The sequence below is a fragment of the uncultured Rummeliibacillus sp. genome (assembly GCF_934216135.1).
Lineage (GTDB): Bacteria > Bacillota > Bacilli > Bacillales_A > Planococcaceae > Rummeliibacillus.
The window spans coordinates 89344-115247 of record NZ_CAKQBI010000006.1 but is presented as its reverse complement, the minus strand read 5'-3'; the positions used below and the strand labels follow the sequence as shown (position 1 = coordinate 115247).

Here is a 25904-nt window from a genome sequence, read left to right as displayed (position 1 = left end):
GTTTTATGAACAATTTCTTACGAAAAGCCCTGTAAGGTAAGGACCTTTTTTAAAAAGCTATATTATAAAAATGCTTAGCAATCGCATTTACTTTAATAATTCTCTATACTATAGAGTAGATTCTATCTTCTGGAAGGAGCATTTTGATGGAAATAGTAGATACAAAAAAGCTGCAAGAACTTCTGAATTCCTTTGCAAATAAAGATGTCTATATACATTTAGAAACTACAAATGGGGCGTATGCAAGTCACTTTGATGAAAAAGTATTTAATGCAGGTGCCTTTATACGCAACGTAAAATTGAGCTATGAATTAGGTAAAGTAACCCCTGATGCACCTCATCGTGTTGGTTTAAAACTGCATAATGATGGTTGGGTTTACGCACAAGGTATTACACACTATGAACTAGATGAATTGGGTCGCTTATTAATGGCTGGACATGGCTACGATGGCAAATTGGCCGTTGCTTTAGAAATTAGCGAAACACCATTCGCTTATTAAAAGGAGTTGAAAAAACATGCTACAACCTGAACGTCAAATTCTTGTCGTATTCCCACATCCAGATGATGAAGCATTCGGAGTATCTGGAACATTAGCGCAATATGCAAAAGCAGGCACACCGATTACATATGCTTGTCTTACTTTAGGTGAAATGGGTCGAAATCTTGGTAATCCTCCGTTCACTACACGTGAAGGGCTTCCTCTTATTCGTAAAGAAGAGTTGAAAGCTTCATGTGATGCAATCGGTATTAAAGATTTACGTATGATGGGCTTACGTGATAAAACCGTTGAATTTGAAGATGACGAGAAAATGGTTCAAATGATGACGGATCTTATTGACGAATTAAACCCTTCACTAATCATTACCTTCTATCCAAACTATGCAGTTCACCCTGACCATGAAGCAACTGCAAGAGCAGTAGTCAGAGCAGTACGACGCATCCCTGAAGAAAATCGACCACGTCTTTATGGTGTTGCTTTTGCAAACGATACTCTAGAAGGACTTGGCGAACCAGATATCGTGAATGATATTCAAGATGTCAAAGAAGCTAAATGGAATTCTATGCATGCGCATATTTCACAAACTGGTTGGATTTTACAAGAAGAAGCCAAACGAAAAAATGAAGGTGCAACAGAAGATGATAACTGGCTTGTCATTGAACGTATGTATTCTTATCGTTGGCATGAAGATTTTGAAGAGAAATTCTAGAATTAGAAGTCCCTTTTGAAGAGGCTATCCAAAGTATGCTTCTAAATACTTTGGTATAGCCTTTTTTTAATAATACGCCTCAATAATATATTTCAGATTGAAACTGGATATAAAATATTCAATGTCATTTTTGCTATAAGATTCCGTTGAAAGATCTTTACTCTCATCGTAATTTTGTAAAATTATTGTGTATTCCTTATTTGCCTATGTTCTTTTTAAATATCCATGACTCAAACAAAAATCTAGCATGAACTTTTTAGGACCTACGGATTCAAAATCAATTTCAATTGAGTCTAACGTAATGCTTGTAATTCTTCCAACTCCATATAAATGATGTTCTACTTCATGTCCTATACTTAAATCTGATTCATCTGTAATTGCATTTTCAGATATTACTTGATAACTTGGGCGTTTAGGTTGTTTCCTTGCTGTCGTTTGTTTCACATCTTCTGGCGCGATGATTCTACGGACATTTTGAACAAAGCGTGATTCTTTTACATGCACATCACTTCGAACATTGTAAGTTAGCAATTCTAAATGATGACGTGCTCGTGTCATCCCCACATAAAAGAGGCGTGTTGCTTCTTCCATTTCATCTGTATTTCCTAATTCGTACTCTTTAATATCCTCATGATTTGGTAGAATCCCCTCGATTAAATCAATCATATATACACTGTCATATTCCAATCCTTTTGAACTATGTAGTGTTGATAGAGTTACAACGTTTTGGCCTTTATACATTTTAGAAGTTCGCATTAGCTTTTCAATTTCTTTTAAGCGTCGGGCAAATGATTCTAGATCTGGACGTTCTTTAGCAATTTGCTCTAATGTATTTAAAACGTCGAATAAGTTATCCTCATTCATCCGCAAATGTTCAGCCATGTTTTTCAAGGACTTATCATATCCTAGTTTTTGGCGAATTATTTGAATCGCTTCATAAGGTTCTTGTATTTGAAGTTTATGAATGGTTTGCTTTGCCCTTTTTAGCACTTGCTCTTGGTACGGGGCATGGACAATTTTTTGCAACCGGTCAAATGCTGATTCTTTACTAGCACTTCTTTGTAGTTGTTGAATTTGTCCTTTTTTAATATAGGCGCCAATTTTTGTATAAACCTTTTCCAAAATATCGACGCGCGAATCATTATAAGAAAGTCTCATAATATTTAAAATATCTTCTACAATCCAATGACGGAAAAACTTTAACTCAACATCTTTCATATAGAAGGGAATGCCTTCATCCATTAGCTTATTGCACAGTAAAATGGCTGAGTTATTGTTGCGATATAAAATAGCAACTTCTGATGGATGTTCTGCTTTTTGTATTTCACCAACAACATAATTAAGTTGTAAATCATAGCGTTTCAAATTATGAATTTCAATTGGTTCACCCGCTGGATTTTCTGTGAACATCTTCTTCGGATAACGATGCCGATTCCTTTTAATAAATTCGTTTGCAGTATCTACTATTTCTGACGTCGAGCGATAGTTTTGTGCCATCGTCACAGTCTTGGCATTTGGATAGATCTTTTTAAAATTGAGAAGCTTTCTTACATCTGCTCCCCGCCACATAAAAATCGACTGATCATCGTCTGCTACTACACAAATATTAAATTGTGGAGCAGCTAGAAGATAGACAATTTCATGTTGAATAACTGAGTTATCTTGGCTTTCATCCGTTAAAATATATTCAAATCGTTGTTGATACTTGTTTCGTAAGAACTCGTCTTCACTCAATGCTTTATAACAATAAGTTAACATATCATCAAAATCTAATAGCACTAATCCTGGATATTGGACCTTAAAAGCTTCGTACTGTTTATACATATCTACAAGCCCTGGCATCATCGTCTTTTTTTGAACAAGAGAATCTTCAGGAATCATTCTATTTTTGACAAAACTACAGTATGTTATTAGTTCATCCATTTCATCTTCAGAAGGAATTGTATTGCGTTTTTGTGCGAAGATATTCCGCAAAATTGTCTTTTTATCAAAATCATTGTTCAGATTTCCCTCAATAATTTCAAAGTTTTGGTGATGAATAGAGAAATACTCGCGTACAATTTGAAATGCAATACTATGAATTGTAGAAAAGTGAACACGTTCACGAATAACAGATGAGAAGAATTGATCAAACCTTGCAGCCATGTCTACGGCTGAAGCCTTACTAAAAGTGATGGCTAGAATTTTATGTGCAGGTACTTTTTTTACCAATAATAAATACCCTATTTTCATATTCAATGTTGTTGTTTTCCCTGACCCTGGGGATGCAAGTAGTAATAGCGGTCCTTTCGAATAACGTACAGCTTTTTGTTGTACTTCATTCAGACATACTCCTGTCAACTTTTGCATCTTCTCAAAAAAGTTCATACTGCACTAACCTTCCTCTTATTATGTTCTTTCTATTATAACGAAAATATCGTTCGTATAACCTTTTTCATCATTTTTGTAATTATTATATAAAATATTTAGAATTGACTTAAAATTTCGGATTTTTAGAGCTATAATTAGTTAAACTCTTTTGAAGCTTACAGAAAGTGGGAGGTTTTAATGTGACTGTACAAGACAAAACTGTACAGGTGGAAAACGTACTAATCGCCTATCAATTTTTGAAGGATGTCGTCGTACATACACCTTTACAAAAGAATGAATATTTATCAGAAAAATATGAAAGTAATGTTTACTTAAAACGTGAAGATTTACAACATGTTCGCTCGTTTAAACTTCGCGGGGCCTACTATAAAATTAAAACAATCGAAGAACAAGCACGTGAAAAAGGTGTTGTTTGTGCAAGTGCAGGAAATCATGCACAAGGTGTAGCTTATGCTTGTGCACATTTAGGCATTTACGGGCATATTTTCATGCCGACAACCACACCAAAGCAAAAGATTGATCAAGTAAGGATGTTTGGTCGTGAATTCGTCGAAATTATTTTAGCTGGAGATACTTTCGATGATTCCGCGAAAAGTGCAATGGAGTTTTCTGATGCAGATGGTCATATTTTCATCCATCCATTCGATGATGCAGATATTATTGCCGGACAAGGTACAGTTGCTGTGGAAGTGATGAATGATATTGAAGAGCCACTTGATTTTGTATTTGCTAGTATTGGGGGCGGCGGACTAATCTCCGGAATCTCTGCGTACGTTAAAAATCTTTCACCACAATCCTCTATTATTGGTGTTGAACCTGCTGGTGCAGCAAGTATGAAAGAAGCTCTTGCTGAAGGTCATCCAGTCGAGTTACCTCATATTGATAAGTTCGTGGATGGAGCAGCTGTTCAATGTGTTGGAGAAAAAACATTTGAGATTTGTAAAAAGTATGTAGACGATATTGTTACAGTACCTGAGGGAAAAGATTGTACGACAATTTTAGATTTATATAATAAGCACGCAATTATTGCAGAGCCTGCTGGTGCTCTACCTGTTGCTGCACTCGATTATTATAAAGATCAAATTAAAGGCAAATCTGTTGTTTGTATCATTAGTGGCGGTAACAATGATATTAGTCGTATGCAAGAGATAAAAGAAAAATCACTTATTCATGAAGGATTATTATATTATTTCCTTGTTAGTTTTCCACAACGAGCTGGTGCACTTCGCCAATTCCTAACGGAAGTATTAGGACCAGAGGATGATATTACAACCTTTGAATATACAAAGAAAAATAATAAAGAAAGTGGTCCTGCACTAGTAGGCATCGAATTAAAAAATCCTGAAGATTATGCAGGATTACTCGATCGCATGAAGCATAATGGATTTTCTTTCAAAGAAGTAAACAATGATAGTACATTATTTGCATTATTAGTATAAGTATGTAGCTTAACTTTAAATAAAACAAATTGAAATCTTCCTATGTAACGTAACAAAACCTCCAAAGAAGCCATGATCTTTGGAGGTTTTACTGTATTGAATAGTTGTTATGAAATGCTGATACTTTACTTTTTTTATGATTTTCAAACTCATTTAGAAGCTGTTCATGCATCGTTTTAGCATTTTGTACGCTGACCCAAAATATATCAAAAGAGTAACCAGACACTGTCGGGTTCCATTTACTAAGGCGCTTTTGGATGTCTTTTCCATACTTTTCCGATGTAGAAATAACCGTTGATCTACCAATGCCAGGATGATTTATGCATTGTATATCTTCAATTTCATACCAATAGATTTTATGATGACTAAAATCTATCTTAACCCCTTCATCGTCCCAGCAAATCCCACGTTTCTTTATACGAGCAATCAAATAATAAAAGCCTAAAAATGAAAATGAAAAATAAACACATATTCCAACAAAAAGCATAACAAATTGACGCCATGTCCAACTAGTTAAATCCGGATTGTTAGCAATTTGAGCAATAGCACCAACAATTGTTAAAAAGCCTACGACTAATAATAAAAGTGTACTCCATAAATTTGGCAAAAATTTATTCATATGAATGCTCCTCGACTCTTGGTAGATTCGTTAATGGTAACTGAATTTATTCTATTATAACGGATATTTGTTTGCAGGACCTTTTTTGTTTATTAAACTTAATTTAATTATATCCTTTAGGCTATAATAATTCATTTTCTTAGGCGTATGAGTATGAGCGATTCGATTTAATATTAAGTTTTTTATTTAAAAGCATAAATTTCCTTTCTAGAAAGACGATTTTCGGGTGCACGGTTTCAATTTCAAACAAATCATGTAAAAAATAGAGAAAAAGGCGACTTTCCGTTCAAAGTAAAACAGAAAGTCACCGGTATTTCTCCTTATTAAACACTTAATAGAGTTCGATCTGACACCATTTTCTCTCCACGTATACGTTGGAATTCGGCCATTAAATCATCGATTTGTAAATCTTTTTTCGCTGATGGTTCTACTTCTAAAATGATTTGTCCCTTATCCATCATAATTAGTCGATTTCCTAAGTCAATGGCTTGTTGCATATTATGCGTTACCATTAATGTAGTTAGGTTATCTTTTTCAACAAGTTGTTTAGTAAGATTCGTGATTAGTTCCGCTCTTGATGGATCAAGTGCCGCTGTATGTTCATCAAGCAAGAGAATATTAGGTTTAGTAAAGGTTGCCATTAATAGTGATAATGCTTGGCGTTCCCCACCTGATAAAAGACCGACCTTCGCATTTAAGCGATTTTCTAGATTTAAATGTAAGGTTGCTAAAGATTCTTTAAAAAATTCTCTACGTTTTTTATTTACACCAATACGTAGTGAACGTTTTTGATGACGCGAATACGCAATGGCAAGGTTCTCCTCGATTGTCATCGTTGGCGCTGTTCCTGCCATTGGATCTTGGAATACACGACCTATAAATTGTGAACGTTTATATTCTGGTAATCTTGTTACATCTTTACCATCAATTTTTATATGCCCAAAGTCAGGAAGTAAAGCTCCGGAAATCATGTTCATCATTGTTGACTTTCCAGCACCGTTACTACCAATAACCGTGACAAAATCCCCTTCTTTTAAGTCTAGAGTAATATTATCTAGAGCTACTTTTTCATCGGGCGTTGCTTCATTGAAGATTTTGTTGATTCCTTTTAGGTTAAGCAATTGTCTTCGCCTCCCGTCTTTCTGCTAAAGCACGTTCTGCACGACGTTTTGCCTTTCGAACCTTGTCTTTCCGTTTTTTTCGAAGCGTTGGTACCACTAATGCTATGACAACTATAATTGCTGTGATTAACTTCATATCTCCTGTATCTAAAAACTCTACTTGTAATGCTAATGCAAGAACAATTCGATAAATAATCGCACCGAAAATGACAGCAAATGTTGTACGAACGATTGTCTTTGTTCCGAAAATGGCTTCCCCAATAATAACAGAAGCTAACCCAATAACGATCATGCCGATTCCCATTCCAACATCAGCAAATTTACCATATTGTGCAATTAGAGCGCCTGATAGTGCAACCAGTCCATTGGATAAACCTAACCCTAAAATCACTAGTGTATCTGTATTTGCAGAGAAACTACGAATCATCTTGTCGTTATCTCCTGTTGCACGAATTGCTAAACCCACTTCTGTTTTTAAGAACCAGTCGAAGGTAAACTTAATCGCAAATGTCAAAACGAACATGATAAAAATTGTGCCCCATGTATTCGGAACATGTTCTACACCTATGCTTAGTAACATGTTGTTTAAAGCAGTATCTATTCCAAACTTTTCCCAAAATCCCAAAAATAGAGTAAAAAGTGAATCTGAGTTTGCGAGTGGAATATTCGGGCGTCCAACAGCTGTATCTATAGTCAATCCCATAATTCGCAAGTTAATGGAGTATAAAGCAATCATCATTAATATCCCTGATAGTAGTGGATTGATTTTTGCTTTAGTGTGTAGGAGGCCTGTAATTGAACCGGCAACAAAGCCAGCTAATGTTGCACATAATGTGGAAATAATCGGATTGTATCCTAGTGTAATCATTGTTGCTGCGGTTGCGGCACCTGTTACAAAACTGCCGTCTACTGTTAAATCAGGAAAATCTAACACTCGGAATGTTAGATACACTCCGAGTGCCATAATAGCGTAGATGATCCCTTGCTCCACTGAGCCAAAAATTGCTGTAAACACATGAATCATCTCCAATCTATTTAACTACTTCTGCTTTCCATTCTTCTTTAATGTCTACGCCAATTTTATCTGCTGTTGTTTTGTTAATTTCCAACTTTAAGTTTGCAGGGTATTCTACAGGAATATCTGCTGGCTTTTTACCATCCTTTAGAATTTCTACAGCTTTTTGTCCAGCTTCATAACCAATATCATAATAACTGAAACCGTATGCTCCAAGACCACCGCGTGCTACTGAATCTAATTCCCCTACCATGACAGGAATTTTCTTGTCATTTGCTACATCTAATACAGATTCAAGAGCTGATACTACTGTGTTATCAGTAATAATGTAAATTGCATCAACTTTACTAACTAGTGATTCTGTCGCTTGTTTTACCTCCGCTGATGTAGATGCAGATGCTTCTACTATTGTAATTCCAGCATTTTTTGCTTCCTTTTTCACTCTATCAACTTGTACTCGTGAATTTTGTTCACCAGAGTTAAATACCATTCCTACTTTTTTAGCCCCTAATTGTTCGGATAAGAACTTCACAGTATCTGGAATTGCTTCAGGATGTGTATCTACCGTTCCTGTTACGTTACCACCTGGTTTTTCCATTGATTTAACTAATTCTGCCCCTACTGCATCTGTTACTGATGTGAACACAATTGGGATATCAGATGTTGCTGCTGCTACAGCTTGAGCACTTGGTGTTGAATTTGCAAAGATCAAATCCGCTCCGCTGCCTACTAAATTATTAGCTGCTGTTGTATTAACACTTTGATCGCCTTGCGCAATTTCTGTTTGATACTCAACTTTTAAACCAGCATCTTTTAGTGCTGCTTTAAATCCTTTTGTAGCTTCGTTTAATGATGGATGCTCCACTATTTGTGTTATACCAACTTTATATGTTTTGCTATCTGCCCCTGCTTTTGAATCTTCTTTGTTAGATGATGAATCATTTTTGCTACCACATGCTGCTAAGGCTAAAACGACTATAGCTGTTATTAAAAGTAATACATACTTTTTTGTTTTCTTCATATAGCAATCCCCCTATTTTTCTTCTATATAATAAAGAATTATTGTAATATTACAGAATGCTCTTACAATAGTCAATAATATTTAGAATATTTGAAAACTTTAAGACGCTAAACTTTAGCGCTTCAACCCGTTGAATCATTGGCGTATAAGGAGTTCCAGAGTCCTCCTTTAATTTGTGTCTAATTTGTGAATTTTTTAATGTACTCAATAGCCTATTTAATCACTCTTTTAATTAATGAAAGTTTGACATTCTATTTTCATAGATTTAGAATTGATTTTTGGTTGATTAAAAGTAACGTGGTTCGAGACCATCCCACGTAAAAAAACTAGGGGGAACTTAATAATGAAGACAAAATCTTTAGCAGTTAGCGCAATTATTGCCGCTCTTTACGTTGCGGTTTCAATGCTTATTGCGCCCTTTGGCTTTACAAATGTACAATTTCGCATATCAGAAATGTTCAATCATCTTGTTGTTTTCAACAAAAAATATATGATTGGCATTGTACTTGGTGTAGTTGTCACTAATCTTTTCTCACCACTTGGAACGTATGATTTAGTATTTGGTGTAGGACAATCGATTCTAGCACTTAGCATTACTATTTTTTCGGCTCGCTTTATCAAAGGCCAACTATCTCGCATGATTTTCAATACAATTGTGTTCACGATTACAATGTTCATCATTGCAATTGAGTTGAATCTTGCGTTAAATCTACCATTCCTATTTACATGGTTGACAGTAGCTGTTGGTGAATTTGTTGTAATGGCTGTCGGAATTCCCGTTATATCAGCACTTAATAAGCGCATTCACTTTGGTCGATTAATAGATTAGTATTTTATAAAAAAGAGCAATTTCCTGTCAGGTTGACATAGGAAATTGCTCTTTTGTAATTTTATAATTTTAGACTTTTTAAATCTTCTCGAAGTTTTGCTTTTAGGAATTTCCCAACAGATGTCTTAGGGATTTCCTTTAAGAAAACTACATGATCTGGTACCCACCATTTTGCAAATTGTCCTTCTAAATAGGTAAGTAATTGTTCTTTTGTCGTTGTTCTTCCTTCTTTTAGAACGATACATGCTAACGGCCTTTCTTGCCATTTTTCATCTGGTATCGCAATAACGGCTGCTTCAAACACATCTTCATGTGTCATTAAAGCGTTTTCAAGATCTACCGAGGAAATCCATTCTCCCCCACTCTTAATCAGATCTTTTACACGATCAGTTATTTTAATATAACCTTCAGGTGTCATGACTGCGATGTCTCCTGTATATAACCAACCGTCTTTAAATGCTTCTGCTGTTCTTTCGTCACGATAGTATTCGTCGGCAATCCATGGTCCCCTGATTGTTAACTCACCCATCGTCTTTCCGTCCCAAGGCACTTCACCAGTCTCATTTACAACACGAGTTTCGATCAAAGATACTGTTAAACCTTGTGTTGCACGAATGTCTAATTTTTCTTCTTTTGACCATTGCTCCATTTCAGTAGTATAGGTAGATAAACTAACTATCGGTGAAGTTTCTGTCATACCATAGCCTACGATAAATGGTACGTTATACTTTTCTTCAAAGGCTTTGATCAAACCTTTCGGTGAAGCTGATCCACCACTTATAATGGTACGTAAAGAAGAAATATCTCTAGGATTCCCTTCTAATTCTTTTAAAACCCCTAGCCAAATTGTTGGTACGCCGGCTGTTAATGTCACTTTTTCTTGTTCTATCAAATCTAATAATAATGCTGGCGTGAACATTGGGCCTGGTAATACTTGAGTTGTTCCAAAATTAACTGCAGCAAAAGGCATTCCCCATGCATTTACATGGAACATTGGAACAACTGGCATAGCCACATCACTTTCGCGAATCCCAAGTGAATCTGCTAAACCAAGTGCTATACTGTGAAGTACTAAACTACGATGCGTATAAACAACGCCCTTAGGAAATCCTGTAGTTGCACTTGTATAGCACATCCCAGCTGGCATATTTTCATCTAAGTCCTCTGGGAATTCGTAATCCTCTCCCGCATCGGCTAGTAATTGTTCGTATGAATGAACATTCTCTAGCGTTGTTTCAGGTAGTTCTAATCCATCTTGCATGACGACAATATGTTTTACTGACTTTAACATTGGAATTGCCTTTTCTACCAATGGAAATAGATCCCCATCAATTAATAGAATCTCATCTTCTGCATGATTGATAATATAAATAATATGTTCTGGTGAGAGACGGATATTAATCATGTGAAGAACTGCTCCTGCACAAGGAACCGCAAAATATGCTTCTAAATGTCGATGATGATTCCATGCAAAAGAACCAACCTTTGTGCCCCTCTTCATGCCTAATTTGGTTAAAGCTTTTGCTAACTTTCTAGTACGTTGTCCAAACTCCTTGTAAGTTATACGATGAATCGTATTTTCTGCCGTTCTTGAAATAATGAGTTTCTTTGGAAAATAACGCTCTGCCCTCTTTACGAAATCTGTTAATACTAACGGTGCTTGCATCATGTTAAATCATCTCCTTTGTAAAAATACTTTTAAAAACACATCAAGTAAGTTTTCACATAATGTAGATATTTTCCATCCATATTATGCATTTATCTATATGAGACCCAATTCCATTAGTAAACTTTATTTAAAAAGTTTAAAAATAATGAAATCAATTCAATCTAGTTAATACTATGATTTCTTAAGAGAATTATGTGTGAATATATGGTAGTAGATTAAAATATTTTATACCGATGTACGCTGAAAATATGAAAACAACGTGTATTCTTGTCACTTTTGGGAATAACTTAAGGAGAATTCAAATAGGAGGAGAAGCTTATGATTCATAATTTTTCTGTAGAAAATGTAGTTCAAGCAAAAAGTCAGATTGAGAAGTTGGAATCACAAGGTCTTAAACGTGATAGTATTTATGTTTTTGCCCACTACGATGAACGTGAAGAAGATATTACTAATGCTTTCAAAACTGCTGAAGTAGGGATGAAGGACCAAGGCTTTTTTAATACGATGAAAAATATTATCGTTTCTCGTGGAAACGAACTTCGCAACCAAATGGAAGCTATAGGGTTAAGCAAAGAAGAAGCAGCTGTTGCAGAAAAAGAGTTAGATCAAGGTAAACTTATTATTATCGCTAAAGGATTGCAATAATTTTTAGTTAGGTGTTGTTGTTTCCATTTTAATGAGGTTTATTTCTTTTTTAGAGTGTTTTATTTCTTTTTGGTACTCCTTTATTTCATAAAAAAGAGAATCCCAATTCATCCAGAATGGGATTCTCTTTTTGTTCAAAATTATGCTGAATGGCTAATTTTTTTTTCTAATTTTTTTAGCATATCTATTGTCATTGCATCTAAATCATATTTTGCGTTAAATCCCCATTCCTCTTTTGCGGCACTTGCATCAAGAGAATCTGGCCAGCTATCTGCAATCGCTTGACGAACGGGATCTACGTCATAATCCATTTTGAATTTAGGCATTTGTTTGCGAATAGAAGCAGCTATTTGTTCAGGTTCAAAACTCATAGCTGTTAAGTTAAAGGCATTTCTGTGTATTAACTTATCTGGGTTTGCTTCCATCAAGTCAACAATTGCTTGTAAGGCATCTGGCATATACATCATATCCATGTAAGTATCTTTTGCGATATAAGACGTATATTTTCCTTCTTGTACAGCTTTGTAGTAAATATCAACAGCATAATCTGTTGTACCACCACCAGGAGGCGTAACATTTGAGATTAAACCTGGGAAACGGACACCGCGTGTATCTAATCCAAAACGAGTATGATAGTAGTCACATAAAAGCTCACCAGCCACTTTGTTAACACCATACATGGTTGTTGGACGTTGCAAAGTATCTTGAGGCGTATTATGTTTTGGTGTTGAAGGTCCAAATGCACCGATAGAACTTGGTGTGAAGAATTGTAAACCTAATTCACGAGAAACTTCTAATGCATTAACAAGGCCACCCATATTTAAATTCCAAGCGAATAGTGGTTTTTCTTCTGCAGTTGCAGATAATAACGCCGCCATATGCATCATTGTATCGGCACCAAATGCTTTTGCTATATCGTGCATACGTGTAGCATCCATGACATCAAGAACCTCAAACGGTCCTGCTTGTGTAGATACTTTTCTTATATCTGTCGCCAACACATTATCCTTACCATATTCATCGCGTAATTTCGCCACTAACTCAGATCCAATTTGTCCACATGCACCAGTAATCATAATTTTTTTCATTGTTACTCCTCCTTCTGTCAACTACATATGTATTTTTGGAGTGTACATATTTTCTAAAAATACAACTGTATTTTTAGAGTGTACATTAATAACGCTTTTATTTAACGTTATTACTATATTTTTCGTTAAAAATATTATATATTGTATTCTTTAAAAACACAATAGTTGTTTCTCTTAAAAGAACACATATACAAAAAGACTTTTTCGAATATTTTAATTATAATAAATGAAAAGGAGTGAAGCTCATGCAATTATGGAAATTGACACTGATTTATTTATTTGCAATTATCGCTTGTACTTTTTTGCTATTAATGGATATATCTAAATGGCTAATTTTCATTTTACTTTTTCTTTATGTTTTTTCATCTACCATGTATCCTCACTTCAACGCATTATTATGGACAAACAATCTAAAAAAAGTGGAACATTTTCTTGAATCAAATAAGCATCGCTCTCTCTATGCATACCCGTATGCAATCGCACATCAGACTGTCGCCGAACAAAAAGCCGCTCTACAAAAAATAATCACCTCCTATAAGCAACCGTACGTCAAGCATAACTACGCTTCTATACTTGCAATGCTAGAAAAGGATTATCATCGTGCCTTATCTGAAGCAAAGCAAATTACAAGAGAACCATTCCAAAGCTATATGATTGCCCACAGTGAAGTATTTTTAGGAAACTATGAACAAGCTAAAGCTTTAATACCCAAATTCACAGAAAAGTGGATGTCGCCTTCCATTGAAAGTTTAATCTCTTTTAAACAACAAGATAGGAAAAATTTTAAGTATCATTCAACAAAAGCTATTAAACAAGCTAGAGGTATTCAAAAGTATTTGCTCGTTTATAGCTTTCAAGAAATGGAAGGGAAAATGAAAAGCTGATTGGCTGCTTTTCTATAAAAGAATGTTGAATAGCCCATATAAAAAGGAAAATTGCGCCAGGCAATTTCCCTTTTTGTTTATATCGAACATATGCGATTAGGACTGATTCTATTTATTTTTCATCCAATCAGGTTTACCAAATCCTTTGAATTGTGAATCGATTACTTTTTCAAATTCATCAGATTCAACAACTTCTTTAAGATCTTTTGCAAGTTGTGAATTTTCATCTGCTTCACGCACTGCTACGACATTACGGAATTGATCAGGCATGTTTTCTAGGAATACGGCATCGTCTAATTTCATACCTGCTGCTAATGCAAAGTTTCCTGGTACACCAGCTAGATCCGCACTTTCTACAGCACGAGGAAGTCCTGCTGCTTCAATTTCTTTGAATTTTAAGTTTTTAGGATTTTCCTTTATATCTTTTGTAGAAGCTTTTAATTGGTCAATATTATCATCAATTTTGACTAGTCCCTGATCTTGTAAAGATTTTAAAGTACGAGCTAAGTTTGATGGGTCGTTTGCAATGGCAATTGTTGCTCCATCTTTGATATCATCGACTGATTTATATTTTTTAGAGAAAAAGCCCATTGGTGCTGTTGGTACAATGATTAGACCTTTGATTTTTGTTCCATTTTGTTTGTTAAAGTTTTCTAAGTAGATAGAGTGTTGGAATAAATTCGCATCAATGTCACCAGAATCTAATGCTTTGTTCGGTTGGATATAATCACTAAATTCTTTTAACTCTACTTTGTATCCTTTCTTTTCAAGCTCCGGTACGATTGCTTTTTTAAGCATATCACTATATGGACCTGCTGTTGCACCAATTGTAATGTCTTTTGTTTTTGTTGCTTTACTTGTATCTTTTGATTTATCTCCACCACAAGCCGCTAAAGCCACTGCTAGTACTAGCGTTAATACGCTAAACAAAAATTTCTTCATGTTTAAAACCCCCAATTTTTTATAAAAAGCTATTTTTTCAGAATGCTAGTTACTTTTAACGTTTATCGACTGCTTTTGCAATCGCGTCTCCTGCTAATTGAATTGCTTGGACAATGATGATTAATATAACAACTGTCGCAATCATAATAGTGTTGTCATAACGGTAGTAACCAAAGCGAATTGCTAGGTCACCAATACCACCACCACCGATGATTCCTGCCATTGCTGAGTATGCTACTAAACTAATAATTGTCATGGTGATTCCTTGAATGACACCAGACTTTGCTTCTGGGAGTAACACGTCCTTAATAATCATCCAACGCGTCGCCCCTACAGCAATAGACGCCTCAATAACACCTTTATCAATTTCTCGAAGTGATGTTTCAACAAGTCTTGCGAAAAACGGAATTGATGCGACTGACAAAGAAACACTTGCTGCAATAGGCCCTATCGTATCGCCTATTAACCACTTAGTAACTGGGAATAACGCTACTAAAAGAATGATATATGGAATTGAACGTATTAAGTTAACGATAAAGCCAACCACTACATTCACAAAGCGGTTACCAAGTAAACCGGATCTACTTGTAGAAAACAAGCCTTTTCCTGTGATGAATAAAAGCAAACCAAGTGGTAAACCAATCACCAAGGCTACTGCTAAAGAAATCCCTACCATTAGAAGCGTTTGACCAAATGCTTTCCAAATATCAGGAAGCATTTCTGTAAAATGACTAGGATCAAATAACATTGTCTAACACCTCCACTGTGACTCCACGACTTTCCATATAGGAAATCGAACGGTTAATATCTGCAACTTGCCCATTCAGTTCCATTAGGAAAATGCCGAGTGGCCTTTCCTGTATATATTCAATCGTGCCATGTAGAAAGTTCCCACGTACTTCAAATTGTTGTAGCATATCTGAAATGACACCTTCGCCAGCTACATCACCTTTGAATAAGATTTTAACAATTCTCCCCTTGACGTTTTGTAAAATGGTTGGTGGAATATCAAACGACACTACACTGTTTATAAATTCTTGCGTTAGGGGCTTTTCAGGGTTGGCGAAAATATCATAAACCGACCCTTCTTCGATTACCTTTCCATTTTGCATAATCGCCATGCGATCACAAATTTCCTTCACAACGTCCATTTCATGTGTTATTAGAATAATTGTAATACCAAGTTCTCGGTTGATTTTCTTTAACAATCGTAAAATAGAGGTTGTTGTTGTTGGGTCAAGCGCTGATGTTGCTTCATCGCAAAGTAATATAGAGGGGTTATTAGCTAATGCTCTTGCGATTCCCACACGCTGTTTTTGTCCACCACTTAACTGGGCTGGAAACACATCTTTTTTATCTGACAAACCAACCATATGGAGCAACTCTTTGACTCTTTCATTTCTCTTTACTTTTGATATATTTGCAGCTTTCAATGCAAACTCAATATTTTCCCCTACTGTTTTTTGGCTAATTAAGTAAAAGTGTTGGAAAATCATCCCGATTTTCAATCGTGCTTGTCGAAGTTGCTCACCTTTTAATTTTGTTAAATCTTGACCATCGATTAATATCTGTCCATCTGTTGGCTGTTCTAATAAATTAATGCACCGTAATAAGGAACTCTTGCCTGCTCCAGAATAACCAACTATTCCAAATATCTCTCCGTTATCAATTGTCAATGAGACATGATCTACACCGGTTACGCTTTTCTTTTTTACCTTGTAAATCTTTGATACATTTTGTATTTCCAGCATATACATCCCTCTAATCATTGTTAAATTACTATTGCACAAAAATTCATAATTTCTATTGAAAAACTATGTATTCCTACTAAAAAAAGATACATCCTTCTACTGAAAGATGTATCTTCTAATCAGATGTCGATTTATCTTTCAGAAATAAATTCTGTAGGAATTAGCACCTTCCCAAACGGGGGTTGCTGGACTTCACAGGGCCTATCCCTCAGTCACTCTTGATAAATTCCATTTGTTAAGTTGTAAGTTTATGTTAACCATATTATTTCTTTTTATATTATTTGTCAATCTATTTTTAGAAAAAATAAATTATTTAAAAATATTTTTATATTGGCTTATTTTATGTCTATTATTCAAATACCTTAACATTGAGGATAAATTCTACCGGAACCCATTTATCTTTATATTGGGTATCATTGTGTAGGCATAGCTTTTTTTCTTCGCTAATTAGTTTGGTGATGATTCCTCTATAGTGAACACTAGTTTGTTGGTGCCAAACGTCTAATAATACTTCTTTTTTGCCGTAATATGCTTGCAAAAGTTCTTCCTCTAAGGCTTGTAGGGTCCATTCATCAAAGGTCGGCTTTGTGATTTGCTGATCTTCTTGTTGCCAGGTTCTTAGTCTTTGTACATGTTCTGGCAACATCATCGCAGTCCATTTTATGTTACCTCGATCACGTAACATTTGTAATACCACTCCTTAGTATTGGAATCAGTTTTAGATTTAAATTTTATGCCCACCGAGTAATTTAGAACGATCGATAGCTGTTCCTGCATTTGTATATGATACGGCACGTAATAGAGCCGTAGAACCATAGTGGGTACGAAGGTGATCCATTGTGGTCCCAAGTTGTCGCCGTTTCCAACGTGTTTTATCAAAAAAACTAAGTTGCATAGAATGTTCTGATTCTAACTTTGAAATACTGACACTGATTTGTCGTACAGGGCGCTCGTTGTATTGTTCGTTCAATATCTGTTGGCAAATTTGATAAATAATCATCGTATCGTTTGTTGCTTCATCTATCGTACGTGAACGCTGGAAACCTCCTCCAAAAGCGTTTTTGCTATAAGAAATCCCAAGCGTAATCGTACGTCCTACTTTATAAGCTTCACGCGCTCTTCTTGCCACATCTTCACACATTTCTAGAAGTACGGCGAGCACTTCCGTTTTAGTGTTGTAATCCCGCATCAATATTTGGCTTTTACCATAACTAATTTGACCTTCTATCAATGGCGCTTCGCCAACTTTTGATAGATCAATTCCCCAAGCGTGATAGTAGAGTTGATTGCCCATAATACCAAAATGCCTTTCTAATGTTGTTAAATCAGCGTGCGCTAAATCCCCAACAGAAAAAATCCCCATATTATTAAGGGTTCGCTCGATTCGATGGCCAATTCCCCACATTTTAGATAATGGTGCAACAGGCCATAGCTTTTTTTCTACATCTTCAAAGTCCCACTTCGCAAACCCTGTTTTTTTTGCATCTAAATCAAGTGCAAGTTTTGCTAATAACATATTAGGACCCATCCCAACTGTGCTAGGAATTTCAAATTGGTTATAGAGTTCATATTGGATTTGGTGTGCTGTTTCTACAGGATCTCCCCACAGTTTTTCAGTGCCAGTCAGATCCACAAAACTTTCGTCAATGCTGTATACATGGATGGCCTCCTTCGGCACATAGCTGTTCAATAACTTGGTGATTTCGACTGACATGCGTACAAAGTATTCCATCTTAGGTTCAAACAAATGAATATCTGGATGCTTCGGTATCTCATATAGTCTCGTTCCAGTTTTCACTTGAAAACGTTGTTTCATTATTGGAGAAGCAGCCAGTACAATACTTCCTTTTTGTTCGAAATTCCCTATAACTGCAATTGCCTCTTTTTCAACGTCTAAATGAGCTAAAGTAGCCATACAACTAGCATAAAAACATCTCATATCTATACACATAATGGATCTTCTCGGCATATTTTCATACATTTCAGCACACCTCACAAAAGGAACGTTTGTTCTTATTTTAAAATGAGATAAGTGAGATGGCAAGTAAGAATTCGCACTTACCAATAAACAACAATATTTTTGTTGGTATTATCCTTTTCAGGAAGTCCGTTTAAAGATCGTGCTATTTAATCCACGGAATTTCTTGTTCAATCCACGCCTTTCTGTCTTCAATCCACGCAAATGCATGTTTAATCCACGCTTTCTCGTCTTCAATCCACGCAATTTTGAATTGTATCCACGTTCCGTGAAATTGATGTCATTAATTAAAAAAGGCTTTCATAATGCGTCCATTTAGTTCTCATGCTTTAATCCGTAAAAAAATATATGAAAATCCCCAAACTAAAACCCACTCTGCTCAGCAAAATGGGTTTAAATAATTATTTCAAAATATCCTTATACAATTCTGGGCGTCTATCATCATATACTGGAATCTTCTGACGCACCTCATCGACTTTTGAAAAGTCAACATCGACTATGGCTAACTCTTCTTCTTCGCTCCCTGTCCACAATACTTCTCCCCATGGCTCAATCACCATCGATTGACCATTAAAGTTTTCTTTTTTATGACTAATGCGATTTACCGCAATGATAAAGCTTTGGTTTTCAATAGCACGAGCTTGTAACAACGTTTTCCAGTGATCGATTCTTGCTATTGGCCATTGTGCTGAGACAAATATTACCTTTGCGCCATTTAACGCATGAAGACGAAGCCATTCTGGGAAGCGGATATCATAACAAATCACCCCAGCAGCTTGTATGTCTCCTAATTCAAAATTATTTTGCCCTTCACCAGCTGAAAGATGTAAGTGCTCATCCATCAAACGGAACAAATGTGCTTTATCATACTCTCCAACTAGTTCACCATCGCGATTCACCGTGTACATCGTATTATAAAATCCTTCTTCTTTTTTCGTCGCTACTGATCCACCTACAATGTGAATATGGAGCTCCATAGCTAATGCTTGGAGAAATTTCTTTGTTCTTTCTCCATTTACATCTGCTAATTCTTCTAGTTTTTCTAATGCGTAACCCGTATTCCACATTTCTGGCAAAATAACGAGCTCAGCACCTTTACTAGCTGCCTCTCTTATAAATGCTTCTGCCCTTGTGAAATTTTTTTCAACATCTCCAAAAGCTACGTTTAATTGAATACATCCTATTTTCATTTTTGCACCACCTATGGACATTTTTCTAAAAAGGTTATAGTATTTTCACTAAATCGTTATTCAATTCTGAAAATTCATCTTTATACTATTCTATCTATATGAGATTGAAATGTATAGTACATGAACTCAACACAATACTAATATATCAATCGGAGGAATGCATAATGGAGTTATCCACAAAACTACAAAATTTACCGAAACAGTTTTTTGCAAATCTTGTGAAGCAAGTAAGTGCTGCAGTTGCAGAAGGAAGAGATGTTATAAACTTAGGGCAAGGAAATCCAGATCAACCTACTCCGCCACATATCGTCAAAGTCATGCAAGAAGCAACCGCTAATCCACAAATGCATAAATACTCACCATTCCGTGGATTACCTGAGTTAAAAGAAGCAGTCGCTACATTTTATAAACGTGAATACGATGTGGATATTGACCCTGCTACAGAAGTAGCGGTTCTTTTCGGTGCGAAGGCCGGGCTTGTTGAACTACCTTTAGCCATTTTGAACCCTGGGGACACAATGTTATTACCAGACCCTGGATATCCTGATTATTTATCTGGTGTCACATTGGCTGATGTTCAATTTGAAACAATGCCACTATTGGCTGAAAATGACTTCCTTCCAGATTATCAAAAGCTTTCTGAAGATGTTAAGAAACAAGCAAAATTAATGTATTTAAACTACCCAAATAATCCTACAGGCGGGGTTGCTACAAAAGAATTTTATGAGGACACCGTCAAATTAGCAAAAGAAAATAATATTGTTGTACTGCAAGATTTCGCCTATGGAGCTATTGGCTTTGATGGTAAAAAACCAATTAGTTTTCTTCAAACTGAAGGAGCCAAAGACGTTGGCATTGAATGCTATACATTATCCAAAACGTATAATATGGCAGGCTGGCGTGTTGGTTTCGCAGTTGGTAATGCACAAATTGTCGAAGCATTAAACCTTATACAAGATCACCTCTTTGTTAGCCTATTCCCTGCTATACAACTTGCAGCAGTTGAAGCATTAACTGGAGACCAATCTTGCGTGACGAAACAAGTGGCTATTTATGAAAACAGAAGAAACGCGTTGATCAATGCTTGTGCCGAAGTTGGTTGGCCTGTAACTGCACCAAGAGGATCTTTCTTTGCATGGCTTCCCGTTCCAGAAGGATTCACAAGTCAACAATTTGCTGATTTACTTTTAGAAAAAGCAGACGTTGCTGTCGCTGCTGGTAATGGATTTGGTAAGTATGGAGAAGGTTATATACGAGTAGGCTTATTAGTAGATGAACAACGATTAAAAGAAGGCATTCAAAGAATTGCAAAACTAGGTTTATTTAAAGAAAAAGCTGAACTAGCGAAAAACTAATTTTTAAATAAAGTAATTTCTTTATATTCCAAAATATAGACCCAATCATTAAATAACATCAAAAATGCTATGAAGACGTTTAAAACAATCTTCATAGCATTCTTTTAAAATCCATAATATACTTCTAGTTTCTTTACTAAATAACCCCTAATTCTTTACCCACTTTTTCATAAATAGCTAATGCATCATCTAGCATTTCTTTCGTATGGGCTGCTGTAGGCATATTACGAACGCGACCAGTACCTTTTGGAACAGTTGGGAAGACAATCGCTTTTGCATAAACGCCTTCCTCAATTAGACGAGATGAGAATTGCTGTGTTAGTTTTTCATCTCCGATAATACATGGTGTGATTGGTGTTTCTGAATGACCGATGTTAAAGCCAAGTTTTTTAAGTCCTGCTTTTAAATAATCGCCATTTTCCCAAAGCTTGTCACATAGTTCTGTTGAATCGATTAACATTTGAACTGCATGTGTAATTGCTGCTACGTCACCTGGTGGTAATGCTGTTGAGAATAAAAATGGACGTGAACGAACTTTTAACCAATCGATTAGGTTTTTCTTTCCTGCTACATAACCACCAACAACGCCGATTGCTTTGGATAGCGTACCAATTTGGAAGTCAATGTCATTTTGTAGACCGAATTGTTTTACAGTCCCTTTTCCTTTACCTGTTACACCTGAGCCATGAGCATCATCGACATATGTAATAAGGTCAAATTCTTTTGCAATCTCAACGATTTCAGGAAGTTTTGCGATATCGCCATCCATTGAAAAGACGCCATCAGTAATGACCATGACTTTATTATAAAGACCAGATTCAGTTGCTTCTTTTGCCTTTTTACGAAGATCTTCCATATTGGAATGGTTATAAGCAATAATTTTTGCTTTTGATAGTCTACAACCATCAATAATGGAAGCATGATTTAACTGGTCAGAGAGAATTGCATCATTTTTATCCATTACAGCAGAGATAGCGGCCATATTGCAGTTAAAACCAGATTGATAAGATATCGCTGCTTCGGTTCCTTTAAACTCTGCTAATTTTTCTTCTAATTTCACATGTAGATCAAGTGTACCGTTAATAGTACGAACGGCTCCTGCACCTACACCATAAGAGTCAATTGTTTTTTTAGCAATTTCCTTTAACTCTGGATTTGTTGCTAAGCCAAGATAGTTGTTTGAAGATAGGTTGATCAATTTCTTACCACGTACTTGAATAATTGGACCATTAGCTCCTTCAACGGGATCAATTTCGTTGTATAAGCCTTGGTCACGAAGTTCTTGCAAGTTGTCATTAACGAATGTGTTGAGTACGTTAGACAAGGTCATCATCCCTTTCATACATTATATCGATATTGTAGCATATCAGGTTTTTATTTTGTACTCCTGAAAAGAACTGTTTTCCCACAGACAACTACATACCTCAATAAAATAATATTATATGTACTTCTGAAAAATACAGTTGTATTTACAGAGAAGGGTCTTATCTGAAAAGAAACCTTTACGAAGAGTGTGGCACAATCCTGATTTCGACCATTATAGGACCAATACTACTAAACAAATTTCTGGCATAAAAAGAAGGGGGGATGCTATAAGTTTTGCACTTAAAGCACCCCCCTTACATACTATTTATTTTTCCCCTTTTGCTTTCCTTTGTTAGGTTTATCCCCTTTTAAAATTACTTCATAAGCAAAGTCTACTGGATTTAATAGACCTGGTTTTGCTGCATAAGAAGTAATCATCTTCACATTACCTTCTTTTAGAATTTTTTGGATATCAAGTGCCTGTGCATCTGTTACTGTAAATGGATTTACATGATATACACGTTCTTTACCATTTTTCTTTGTTTGAATAAATGTCACAACATATTCTAGATATTCCTTTTTAACTTGTCCGATAGATTGGAAACCTTCTGTAGAAGATCCAGATTTAGATAATCCTATTTCTGGTATACTAATATTGTTTATATACCAACCAGCTTCCTCTGAACCCCAATCGGTCATATAACGGAATGCGATTAACACCTTTTTCCCTGCATAATTAGAAAGATCAAATGATTCAGCTGTCCAGCCGCCATTTGTTCCTGTAAATCCAGGTAAATTTCCTTTGGTATTTGGATAGCCTTCTTCTGTAATATCCTCTCTAGTGTTGCTATTTGCTAAACTTGTCCAGGTTTCACCATTATCCGTAGATACTTGGACTGCACCAAAGTCCCATTGTTCTTCAATTTGGTAATAATGATCAAATTTCAAAGTAGCATTATTGACTGTAGACAGATCTGCTTCGAAAATCATTTGGTTGTCAGCTTGACTACCTGTATTCCCCCATAAAACTTGTTTGCCGGATCCAAGTGGATCACTCACTGATTTCCACTGCAATGGTAGGAAATCTGCTCCATTAAACTTCATGCCTCTAATTTCTTTCGAAAAATCAAGTGATTTAAAGTCTCCGCCCCAAGCAGGAACACCTTGTTTTTCATAAACCTGTGCTTTCTCAAAGTCTACTGTTTTGCCACGTTTTGTCCCTTGTTGATCAACCACTAAATCTCGCAAATTAATGCTATCAATATCATAATCTTTGCTTACTGAACGATCATCCAATGTAATGGCTGTCATGAAATTTTGATAGACATCTGTAAAGTTCTTTTTCGTTTTATATTGCTTTAATACCTTTTCTACACTTTCGATACCTTGTGAAGTACCATCAGTTGCTAACGATTTGATAAAGTCATGACCAAACTTGTCATATAGATAAAGAGTAAATAGATAAACTTCTCCATAATCAGCAATTGTTTCTGGACCTGTCTCAGCATTAGAATGTTCATCCCAATTCACAAGAGAATTTTCCGGATGATCAAGGAAGAAATTAATCGATCCATCTTCATGGCCATATCCTCCTAAATATTCTGAGAAAGTAGACATTCCCTCGTTAAGCCATGTTTCTTCAGATGGATCATTATCTGCTTGAATTAAATGTTGTAATTCATGAATTGTCGTACCAAAGAAAGTAGATTCTAAGCGTGTATCCCATGAATTTGTATCGATGGTGATAATATTACGATTAATATAATTTTCAAGTGTTTGCCAGAAGAAACCTGCAACAAAGAAAGGATAATTTGGATTATTCCATCCTTCATCTTGTATATTATCAACAAGCATGATGACTTTATCTGAACCCGTATAATAGTCTTTTGGTAATCCAACCAAATCTGGCAACGGTGATTGAGAGCCATCTAATGCATTAGGCGTTCCAAAGAAGTCGGTAGCCTTTGGATAAATATTTTGATCAAACTCATCACGAAGCTTGTCCACTTGAGCTTGTGTTACAACATCGGGCTTTTTAGGATTATTAGGTCCATATGATAAATCATGTGCTACCCATATCTCTACGTTGTCCCCCACACTACGCAAAGTAAATTCTTTAAAAGCTAAATTACGATTCAAAAATACTTTTGTTCCTCCATCATACGAGAAATTAGGATCTGCCTCTTCATCTGATTCCGCTAAATTTTTAGCTTCATCAGCTTGCTCTTTAATCTTCTTCTCCGCTTGTTGTTGGAAAACTTCACTTTCTGTCTGCTTGTTTAGCTGGCCATCGATATCAACACGATCACCATATCGCTCAGTATTCCAATTCTCATAAGACTTTGTCTCCGCATTCGCATGTCCAATAGATATTGGACTAAGTAGCGATAATGCTAAACTACCTGAAAGTAATAAAGAAACCCACTTTGTCTTCTTCATAAAACAACCCCTTACCCCATTTTTTTGAAGTTCTTACATTAATAATTCTAACATGTATGAATATTCTGAGAATAATACAAGAGTACGATTTTAATATAATCACTGTACCTAATATAATGGTAAATATATGTAAAATAATATTTATATACGCCTTATTTCAAACAAAAATCCGGTCACAAATGACCAACATCCTTATCTGAGTCAAAAAATGAAAAGCCATGAAAATTTTACAATGAGTAAAAGATTCACGGCTTTATTTTTGTCTATTTACTTATTTTATAATCTATTAAAAAAATGTAACCTGTTTTTCTCCAATACATTTCTTTAGTAGTTTGCGACAAAATGATAGAGAAATTTGTACAATTGGTCCAAGTGCGAATACCATAATAATTGTTCCAATACCGACAGGTCCTCCAAGAAGGTACCCTGCAAATGCAACAACAATTTCCATAATCGTACGAGCCACAGTAATACTACAATGGAACTTCTCCACAGCTAATAACATTAAGCTATCTCGAGGACCAGCACCTAAATTAGCAGAAATATAAATACCTCCCCCTACAGCGATTAAGACAACGCCTAAGAAGAAGTCCATAAATTGCAATGAAATAAGATGAACATCCGGTAATAACCAGTTGAAAAAATCTAGAAATAACCCAACAAAAATCATATTAAAAAATGTCCCTATTTTAGGAAATTGGCGCATACCTATTGAGGATACGGTGATAATGAGAACCCCTGCAATATCCGACCATAAACCGATAGATAAGCCAAAATGATTAAATAATCCAATATGGAGAACATCCCATGATCCTACTCCAAAACGTTGGCCTTTTACTGTTAATGCAATTCCTAGCCCAATCACCAAAAGCCCCGTAAAAAAGAATAACCAACGCCATCTATTTGCTTTCTTCACATACATCCTTCTTTCTACAATAAAACAATTGCCAATTAATAAGTTAAAGCCTCCATAAATTGGGGTTGTTACATCCCTTTAACATGAGATAAAGCTAGCTTAATAATTTTTTGACAACT

Annotated in this window: 23 protein-coding genes and 2 riboswitches; of the genes, 7 read left to right on the top strand and 16 right to left on the bottom strand. The window is 35.7% G+C overall.

Annotated elements, in window-relative coordinates; genetic code table 11:
• Nucleotides 1-146: 146 nt before the first annotated feature.
• Both Q0977_RS05915 and bshB2 read left to right on the top strand, forming a co-directional pair.
• A complete protein-coding gene (locus Q0977_RS05915; RefSeq protein ID WP_119414032.1) occupies nt 147-500 on the top strand; it encodes a YojF family protein in 354 nt (117 codons plus the stop codon).
• 16 nt (nt 501-516) lie between these two features.
• Nucleotides 517-1209, top strand: a complete 693-nt coding sequence (gene bshB2 / locus Q0977_RS05910) for a bacillithiol biosynthesis deacetylase BshB2 (RefSeq protein WP_119414031.1) — start codon at nt 517-519, stop codon at nt 1207-1209.
• A gap of 204 nt (nt 1210-1413) precedes the next feature.
• Here bshB2 and Q0977_RS05905 read toward each other — a convergent pair whose 3' ends face one another.
• The gene (locus Q0977_RS05905) at nt 1414-3576 is read right to left on the bottom strand and encodes an ATP-dependent helicase (RefSeq protein ID WP_299511348.1); all 2163 of its coding nucleotides are present in this window, start codon (nt 3574-3576) and stop codon (nt 1414-1416) included.
• Nucleotides 3577-3758: 182 nt separating this feature from the next.
• Here Q0977_RS05905 and ilvA point away from each other — a divergent pair, with 182 nt between their 5' ends.
• Nucleotides 3759-5018, top strand: coding sequence for a threonine ammonia-lyase IlvA (gene ilvA, locus Q0977_RS05900; RefSeq protein ID WP_119414029.1), 1260 nt, complete (start codon nt 3759-3761; stop codon nt 5016-5018).
• An 88-nt stretch (nt 5019-5106) separates the two neighbouring features.
• On the opposite strand, the gene Q0977_RS05895 is transcribed toward ilvA, so the two are convergent.
• The 4 genes from Q0977_RS05895 to Q0977_RS05880 all read right to left on the bottom strand — a co-directional run bounded on the left by Q0977_RS05895 (nt 5107) and on the right by Q0977_RS05880 (nt 8794).
• On the bottom strand, nt 5107-5637 hold the full coding sequence (locus tag Q0977_RS05895; protein ID WP_119414028.1) for a hypothetical protein: 531 nt from the start codon (nt 5635-5637) through the stop codon (nt 5107-5109).
• A 323-nt stretch (nt 5638-5960) separates the two neighbouring features.
• A complete protein-coding gene (locus Q0977_RS05890) occupies nt 5961-6758 on the bottom strand; it encodes an ABC transporter ATP-binding protein (protein WP_119414027.1) in 798 nt (265 codons plus the stop codon).
• A complete protein-coding gene (locus tag Q0977_RS05885; protein WP_299511343.1) occupies nt 6751-7773 on the bottom strand; it encodes an ABC transporter permease in 1023 nt (340 codons plus the stop codon). Before Q0977_RS05885 ends, Q0977_RS05890 begins: the two co-directional genes overlap by 8 nt.
• Before the next feature lie 16 nt (nt 7774-7789).
• A complete protein-coding gene (locus Q0977_RS05880) occupies nt 7790-8794 on the bottom strand; it encodes an ABC transporter substrate-binding protein (RefSeq protein ID WP_299511341.1) in 1005 nt (334 codons plus the stop codon).
• A 291-nt stretch (nt 8795-9085) separates the two neighbouring features.
• A riboswitch (PreQ1 riboswitch) is annotated at nt 9086-9130 on the top strand.
• Nucleotides 9131-9137: 7 nt separating this feature from the next.
• Here Q0977_RS05880 and Q0977_RS05875 point away from each other — a divergent pair.
• The gene (locus tag Q0977_RS05875) at nt 9138-9623 is read left to right on the top strand and encodes a QueT transporter family protein (protein ID WP_119414024.1); all 486 of its coding nucleotides are present in this window, start codon (nt 9138-9140) and stop codon (nt 9621-9623) included.
• A gap of 61 nt (nt 9624-9684) precedes the next feature.
• Here Q0977_RS05875 and Q0977_RS05870 read toward each other — a convergent pair whose 3' ends face one another.
• Nucleotides 9685-11292 carry a long-chain fatty acid--CoA ligase gene (locus Q0977_RS05870; RefSeq protein WP_119414023.1) on the bottom strand — a complete coding sequence of 536 codons (1608 nt, stop codon included), beginning with the start codon at nt 11290-11292 and terminating at the stop codon, nt 9685-9687.
• Between the two features lie 318 nt (nt 11293-11610).
• On the opposite strand from Q0977_RS05870, the gene Q0977_RS05865 reads away from it, so the two are divergent.
• Nucleotides 11611-11937, top strand: a complete 327-nt coding sequence (locus Q0977_RS05865) for a general stress protein (RefSeq protein WP_119414022.1) — start codon at nt 11611-11613, stop codon at nt 11935-11937.
• 140 nt (nt 11938-12077) lie between these two features.
• Here the strand turns inward: Q0977_RS05865 and Q0977_RS05860 are convergent, their stop codons facing one another.
• Complete coding sequence (locus Q0977_RS05860) at nt 12078-13025, bottom strand: L-threonine 3-dehydrogenase (protein WP_119414021.1); 948 nt, start codon at nt 13023-13025, stop codon at nt 12078-12080.
• Nucleotides 13026-13270: 245 nt separating this feature from the next.
• Between Q0977_RS05860 and Q0977_RS05855 the strand changes: the two genes are divergently transcribed.
• Nucleotides 13271-13909, top strand: a complete 639-nt coding sequence (locus Q0977_RS05855; protein WP_299511337.1) for a hypothetical protein — start codon at nt 13271-13273, stop codon at nt 13907-13909.
• Between the two features lie 108 nt (nt 13910-14017).
• Here the strand turns inward: Q0977_RS05855 and Q0977_RS05850 are convergent, their stop codons facing one another.
• The 6 genes from Q0977_RS05850 to Q0977_RS05825 form a co-directional block, all read right to left on the bottom strand.
• A complete protein-coding gene (locus Q0977_RS05850; protein ID WP_119414019.1) occupies nt 14018-14851 on the bottom strand; it encodes a MetQ/NlpA family ABC transporter substrate-binding protein in 834 nt (277 codons plus the stop codon).
• Between the two features lie 55 nt (nt 14852-14906).
• Entirely contained in the window at nt 14907-15599 is a 693-nt protein-coding gene (locus tag Q0977_RS05845) for a methionine ABC transporter permease (protein ID WP_119414018.1), read from the bottom strand.
• A complete protein-coding gene (locus tag Q0977_RS05840) occupies nt 15589-16602 on the bottom strand; it encodes a methionine ABC transporter ATP-binding protein (RefSeq protein WP_299511332.1) in 1014 nt (337 codons plus the stop codon). The genes Q0977_RS05845 and Q0977_RS05840 overlap by 11 nt, the downstream gene beginning before the upstream one ends.
• Nucleotides 16603-16730: 128 nt before the next feature.
• A riboswitch (SAM riboswitch) is annotated at nt 16731-16830 on the bottom strand.
• Between the two features lie 121 nt (nt 16831-16951).
• On the bottom strand, nt 16952-17287 hold the full coding sequence (locus tag Q0977_RS05835; protein WP_119414016.1) for a YolD-like family protein: 336 nt from the start codon (nt 17285-17287) through the stop codon (nt 16952-16954).
• Nucleotides 17288-17326: 39 nt separating this feature from the next.
• Nucleotides 17327-18583 carry a DNA polymerase thumb domain-containing protein gene (locus Q0977_RS05830; protein WP_119414015.1) on the bottom strand — a complete coding sequence of 419 codons (1257 nt, stop codon included), beginning with the start codon at nt 18581-18583 and terminating at the stop codon, nt 17327-17329.
• Between the two features lie 398 nt (nt 18584-18981).
• Entirely contained in the window at nt 18982-19770 is a 789-nt protein-coding gene (locus Q0977_RS05825; protein WP_299511324.1) for a carbon-nitrogen family hydrolase, read from the bottom strand.
• A 164-nt stretch (nt 19771-19934) separates the two neighbouring features.
• Here Q0977_RS05825 and Q0977_RS05820 point away from each other — a divergent pair, with 164 nt between their 5' ends.
• Nucleotides 19935-21125: a pyridoxal phosphate-dependent aminotransferase gene (locus Q0977_RS05820; RefSeq protein ID WP_299511322.1), complete on the top strand. Its 1191-nt coding sequence runs from the start codon at nt 19935-19937 to the stop codon at nt 21123-21125.
• Between the two features lie 136 nt (nt 21126-21261).
• On the opposite strand, the gene Q0977_RS05815 is transcribed toward Q0977_RS05820, so the two are convergent.
• The 3 genes from Q0977_RS05815 to Q0977_RS05805 all read right to left on the bottom strand — a co-directional run bounded on the left by Q0977_RS05815 (nt 21262) and on the right by Q0977_RS05805 (nt 25791).
• Nucleotides 21262-22458 (bottom strand): glycine C-acetyltransferase, encoded by a 1197-nt coding sequence (locus tag Q0977_RS05815; RefSeq protein WP_299511320.1) that lies wholly within the window; start codon nt 22456-22458, stop codon nt 21262-21264.
• A gap of 293 nt (nt 22459-22751) precedes the next feature.
• Entirely contained in the window at nt 22752-24869 is a 2118-nt protein-coding gene (locus tag Q0977_RS05810; protein WP_124217705.1) for a choice-of-anchor J domain-containing protein, read from the bottom strand.
• Nucleotides 24870-25155: 286 nt separating this feature from the next.
• Nucleotides 25156-25791 (bottom strand): YitT family protein, encoded by a 636-nt coding sequence (locus tag Q0977_RS05805; RefSeq protein WP_367269443.1) that lies wholly within the window; start codon nt 25789-25791, stop codon nt 25156-25158.
• Between the last annotated feature and the right edge of the window lie 113 nt (nt 25792-25904).